This window comes from Streptomyces ipomoeae 91-03, assembly GCF_000317595.1.
GTDB lineage: Bacteria > Actinomycetota > Actinomycetes > Streptomycetales > Streptomycetaceae > Streptomyces > Streptomyces ipomoeae.
Genome location: NZ_AEJC01000244.1, coordinates 1 through 5,321, shown reverse-complemented (window position 1 = coordinate 5,321; position 5,321 = coordinate 1). Strand labels below are relative to the sequence as shown.

The 5,321-nt window shown below is 72.0% G+C and carries 5 protein-coding genes; all 5 read left to right on the top strand.

Features of this window, described 5'->3' with window-relative positions; translation table 11 throughout:
- The first annotated feature begins 389 nt into the window (after positions 1-389).
- The 5 genes from STRIP9103_RS15985 to cseC all read left to right on the top strand — a co-directional run bounded on the left by STRIP9103_RS15985 (position 390) and on the right by cseC (position 5,234).
- Positions 390-1,322, top strand: coding sequence for an HhH-GPD family protein (locus tag STRIP9103_RS15985; RefSeq protein WP_009312742.1), 933 nt, complete (start codon positions 390-392; stop codon positions 1,320-1,322).
- A 347-nt stretch (positions 1,323-1,669) separates the two neighbouring features.
- A complete protein-coding gene (locus STRIP9103_RS15980) occupies positions 1,670-2,209 on the top strand; it encodes a SigE family RNA polymerase sigma factor (protein WP_009312740.1) in 540 nt (179 codons plus the stop codon).
- Positions 2,197-2,880 carry a hypothetical protein gene (locus STRIP9103_RS15975; protein ID WP_009312738.1) on the top strand — a complete coding sequence of 228 codons (684 nt, stop codon included), beginning with the start codon at positions 2,197-2,199 and terminating at the stop codon, positions 2,878-2,880. The genes STRIP9103_RS15980 and STRIP9103_RS15975 overlap by 13 nt, the downstream gene beginning before the upstream one ends.
- Before the next feature lie 81 nt (positions 2,881-2,961).
- The gene (gene cseB, locus STRIP9103_RS15970; RefSeq protein WP_009312744.1) at positions 2,962-3,669 is read left to right on the top strand and encodes a two-component system response regulator CseB; all 708 of its coding nucleotides are present in this window, start codon (positions 2,962-2,964) and stop codon (positions 3,667-3,669) included.
- Positions 3,670-3,680: 11 nt separating this feature from the next.
- Complete coding sequence (gene cseC / locus STRIP9103_RS15965; RefSeq protein WP_009312746.1) at positions 3,681-5,234, top strand: two-component system sensor histidine kinase CseC; 1,554 nt, start codon at positions 3,681-3,683, stop codon at positions 5,232-5,234.
- The last annotated feature ends 87 nt before the right edge of the window (positions 5,235-5,321 follow it).

Genomic DNA, 5,321 nt, shown 5'->3' with positions numbered 1-5,321 from the left:
CCCCCAGACCCCCTCCAGGGGGGAGGGGTGTCTGCGGTATGTGAGCACGTGCGGGTGCCGTGTGGTTGCTCGCGCCCACGCGGCGAAGCCGCAAATCAACACAGCCCCGCGCCCCTGAAAACCTGCAGTCACCCGCGGCCCGAAGACCTGCCTCGCCTGCGGCCCGAAGACCCGCCTCGCCTGCGGGCCTGAAAGTCTGCGGTTGTCTGCGGGGCTGAAGACACGCTCCTGCGGGTTGGTAAAAAGCGGGGCGCAGTCCCTGTTTTTAGGGGCGCGGGGAACCGCGCGCGCGACCCTCACCCGCCCGCAGTCGCCAAACGGCCGCACCCGCCCCCACCCCGCCGCGTCCCCGCCCACCCAGCGGAGCGACGTGGCAGGATCGGGCTGTCATGACTGCACCCACGAAGCCCCAGAGCAACGACGCCTCCGCCCCGGCCCCCGCCCCCTCCCCTTCCGCCCTCCACACCCCGGTGATCGCCTGGTTCGAGGCGCACGCGCGTGATCTTCCGTGGCGGCGTCCGGAGGCGGGGCCGTGGGGTGTGATGGTCAGTGAGTTCATGCTGCAGCAGACGCCGGTCAACCGCGTACTGCCCGTCTACGAACAGTGGCTGGCCCGCTGGCCCCGGCCGGCGGACCTGGCGAAGGAGCCCCCGGGTGAGGCGGTCCGCGCCTGGGGCCGGCTCGGTTATCCGCGCCGCGCGCTGCGGCTGCACGGCGCGGCGGTGGCCATAACGGAACGGCACGGCGGCGACGTACCGCGGGACCACGCTCAGCTCCTCGCGCTGCCGGGCATCGGCGAGTACACGGCCGCGGCGGTGGCGTCGTTCGCGTACGGCCAGCGGCACGCCGTGCTGGACACCAACGTCCGCCGCGTCCTCGCCCGTGCGGTCACCGGCACCCAGTACCCGCCGAACGCCACGACGGCCGCCGAACGGAAGCTGGCCCGCGCGCTGCTGCCGGAGGACGACGACACGGCGTCCCGTTGGGCGGCGGCCTCGATGGAGCTGGGCGCGCTGGTGTGCACCGCGAAGAACGAGACCTGCCACCACTGTCCGATCGCCGCGCAGTGCGCCTGGCTGCTCGCCGGGAAGCCCGCGCACGACGGTCCGGCGCGCCGGGGTCAGACGTACGCCGGTACCGACCGCCAGGTCCGCGGCAAGCTCCTCGCCGTACTGCGGGACGCGGTGGCGCCCGTACCGCAGGCGGTCCTCGACCGGGTCTGGCACGAGCCGGTGCAGCGGGCCCGCGCCCTGGACGGCCTGGTCTCCGACGGGCTCGTGGAGCCTCTTCCCGGCGGTCTCTATCGCCTCCCCCTCACCTGAGCCTCTGAGATCTCACAGCCCGCGCATCGCCAACGCCTCGCCGAGGCATCGCCGATACACAATCCACGGGTAGCCCCACCGCCGGTTCGACCGCCCAAATCGCCCCACACCCGCCCCAAAACCCACCCCGCCTTACCCCGTTCCTACTTCTGTTACACAACCGACGGACAGCCGAGCGTTCTCCGCAGGCTGCTTCGGACATCGCCGTGACAACGCCTCCGTAGCTTCATTGCCGTACCGCGGAACACCCGCGGAGCGAAGAGCGACAGACAGCAAGCGGATAGCGGCGGACCACCGGCGGCGCGAGGGGCGTCCGCGGCGGCAACGGGGAACGGAGGCGGTTGATCATGGCGCACGGCGAGGTGCTCGAATTCGAGGAGTACGTCCGCACGCGGCAGGACGCGCTGCTGCGCAGCGCTCGTCGGCTCGTCCCGGACCCGGTCGACGCGCAGGATCTGCTGCAGACGGCGCTGGCGCGGACGTACGGCCGTTGGGACGGCATAGCGGACAAGCGACTGGCGGACGCGTATCTGCGCCGGGTCATGATCAACACACGGACGGAGTGGTGGCGGGCCCGGAAGCTGGAGGAGGTCCCCACCGAGCAGCTGCCGGACGCGCGCATCGACGACTCCACCGAGCAGCACGCGGACCGCGCGCTCCTCATGGACATCATGAAGGTGCTCGCTCCCAAGCAGCGCAGTGTCGTGGTGCTGCGACACTGGGAGCAGATGTCCACGGAGGAGACGGCCGCCGCCCTCGGCATGTCGGCCGGAACGGTCAAGAGCACGCTGCACCGGGCGCTGGCCCGGCTCCGCGAGGAGCTGGAGTCGCGCGATCTGGACGCACGCGCGCTCGAGCGTGAGGAGCGGGAGCGTTGCGCGGCCTGAGCACAGCGGCCGGCCCGGACCAAGGGGCCGGGCAGGCGATGAAGGCGGTGATCACGGCGGTGGCCGTGCTCGCCGCCCTCGGCCTTTTCGTCTCCGCCTGCGGCACCGGCGGGACCGGCGCGCGCGACGAGGGCCCGGCCGACAGCGACCCCCTGACGGTGGGCACGGCCTCCCCGGCCGTCTCCGCCTCGGCCGACGGCGACCATCCGACCGTCCCCCAGGTCGTCCGCATGGTGCGGGCGGATCCGGGGGTCAGCAAGGCGGTGAAGAGCGACCTGGAGCCGTGCGTGGCCGACGAGTACCCGGTCGACGTCATCTACGGCACCCTGACCGGGGGTTCGGCCGACGACATCGTGGTCAACGTCATGACCTGCGCGGACGCCGTCGGCGTGGCCTCGTACGTCTACCGCATGGAGAAGGGGAAGTACCGCAGCGTCTTCCTCTCCGAACAGCCCCCCGTCTACGCCGAGATCGACCGCGGCGATCTGCTCGTCACCCGACAGCTGTACGAGAATGACGAGAACGGCGACCCGGCCGCGTACCCCTCCAGCGAGGAAGTGACCACCTACCGCTGGTTGACGGACCGCTTCGTGCAGAAGTCCAGTACGCGCACCGAGTACAGCACGTCGGTCGGCGGCGGCACGGAGACGCCGACCCCCGAACCGCGCTGACCGCCGACCACAGATCACCAATCACCAATCACAGACCAGTACCGACTACTCATCAGTTACTAGAGCGGACGAGAACACCGGATGGCAGAGCAGACCCACGTCCTGTTCGTCGAGGACGACGACGTCATCCGCGAGGCCACCCAGCTCGCGCTGGAGCGGAACGGCTTCGCGGTCACGGCCATGCCCGACGGGCTGTCGGGGCTGGAGGCGTTCCGCGCGAACCGGCCCGACATCGCGCTGCTCGACGTGATGGTGCCGGGGCTCGACGGGGTCTCCCTGTGCCGCCGTATCCGTGACGAGTCGACGGTCCCGGTGATCATGCTGTCCGCGCGGGCCGACTCCATCGACGTCGTACTGGGGCTGGAGGCGGGCGCCGACGACTACGTGACCAAGCCGTTCGACGGTGCGGTGCTGGTCGCCCGGATCCGCGCGGTGCTGCGCCGCTTCGGCCACGCCAACGGCGGTGACACCAAGGCGGACGACGCCGCGTCCGCCGGCACCGGCGGGGTGCTCACCTTCGGCGAACTGGTGATCGACACCGAGGGCATGGAGGTACGGAAGTCCGGGCAGCCGGTGGCGCTGACCCCGACCGAGATGCGGCTTCTCCTGGAGTTCTCGCAGGCCCCCGGTACGGTCCTGTCCCGCGACAAGCTGCTCGAACGCGTGTGGGACTACGGCTGGGGCGGCGACACCCGGGTCGTCGACGTCCATGTCCAGCGGCTGCGCACGAAGATCGGCCAGGACCGCATCGAGACGGTCCGCGGCTTCGGCTACAAGTTGAAGGCCTGAGCGAGGCCGACATGAACATGAGGGGGATACGACGACGGCGGGGCCCGGAGATGCCGGGCGCCGCCTCCGGCACCGGTACGAGCGCGGGTGCCACCGGCACCGGTACGAGCGCGGGTGCCACCGGCCTCCGTACGACTCCGGCGGCTGCCGGTGTCGGTACGGCTGCGAGGGCTGCCGGTCTCGGTGCGGGTCCTGGTGCCGGCCTCGGCGCAAGCCCTGCTTTCGGCCCTGGCCCGGCCTCCCGCATCCGCACCGGGCTGCGCTGGCAGCTCAGCGCGGCGATCGCGCTGGTCGGCACGCTGATGGCGGTCGCGCTGAGCCTGGTCGTGCACAACGCGGCGCGTGTGTCGATGCTCGACAACTCGCGCGACCTCGCCGACCAGCGCATCCAGGTCGCCCAGCGCATGTACGAGTCGGGCCGCCCGCTGAAGTCCGGGGCCTTCGGGGTGCGGGTCGACGACCCCGGCCTCCCGAGGGACCTGATGGCCAAGGTCACGGAGGGCCGCCGGGCCACGTATGTGTCCGAGGGCGCGAGTGGCGTGCCCGACATCTGGGCGGCGGTGCCGTTGCAGGACGGCCGCGTACTGTCCTTGCACACCCGTTTCACCGACCGTAACTCGACGGTGATCAGGGACCTCGACCAGGCCCTGGTCATCGGCTCGATCACGGTCGTCTTCGGCGGCTCGGCCCTCGGGGTGCTCATCGGCGGCCAGATGTCCCGGCGACTGCGCAAGGCGGCCGACGCCGCCAACCAGGTGGCCAAGGGCGAGACGGACGTACGGGTCCAGGACGCGATCGGCGGGGTCCTGCGCGACGAGACCGCCGAGCTGGCACGGGCCGTGGACGCCATGGCCGACACGCTGCGCCAGCGCATCGAGGCGGAGCGCCGGGTGACGGCGGACATCGCGCACGAGCTGCGTACGCCGGTGACGGGCCTGCTCACGGCCGCGGAACTCCTTCCGCCGGGCCGCCCCTCCGAACTGGTCCGCGACCGTGCCCAGGCGATGCGCACGCTCGTCGAGGACGTCCTGGAGGTGGCCCGGCTCGACGGGGCGTCCGAGCGGGCCGAGTTGCAGGACATCATGCTGGGCGAGTTCGTGGCGCGGCGGGTGGCGGCGAAGGACGCGGGGGTCCGCGTACAGATCGTCCACGAGTCGGAGGTGACGACGGACCCCCGCCGTCTGGAGCGGGTCCTCCTGAACCTCCTGGCCAACGCGGCGAAGCACGGCAAACCGCCGATCGAGGTGTCGGTCGAGGGGCGCGTCATACGGGTCCGCGACCATGGCCCCGGCTTCCCCGAGGACCTTCTCGCCGACGGCCCCCGCCGCTTCCGCACCGGCGCCTCCGACCGCGCCGGCCAGGGCCACGGCCTGGGCCTCACCATCGCCGCCGGCCAGGCCCGCGTACTGGGCGCCCGCCTGACCTTCCGCAACGTCCGCCCCGCCGGAGCCCCGGACGACATACCGGCCGAGGGCGCGGTCGCCGTCCTGTGGCTCCCGGAACACGCCCCGACGAACACGGGCAGCTACCCGATGCTGCCGCTGTCGGGAACACCGGGCGCGTAAGGAGGGGACGCCGGGCGCCCAATGGCTCGGGGGCAACGGTGTTCGGGCGCCTGCGGGTGGTGTGTGGTGTGTGGTCGCTCGCGCCCA

Coding starts and splice junctions, on each gene's coding strand:
- cseB (WP_009312744.1), top strand. CDS start 2,962: ATGGCAGAGCAGACCCACGTCCTGTTCGTCGAGGACGACGACGTCATC.
- STRIP9103_RS15985 (WP_009312742.1), top strand. CDS start 390: ATGACTGCACCCACGAAGCCCCAGAGCAACGACGCCTCCGCCCCGGCC.
- STRIP9103_RS15980 (WP_009312740.1), top strand. CDS start 1,670: ATGGCGCACGGCGAGGTGCTCGAATTCGAGGAGTACGTCCGCACGCGG.
- cseC (WP_009312746.1), top strand. CDS start 3,681: ATGAACATGAGGGGGATACGACGACGGCGGGGCCCGGAGATGCCGGGC.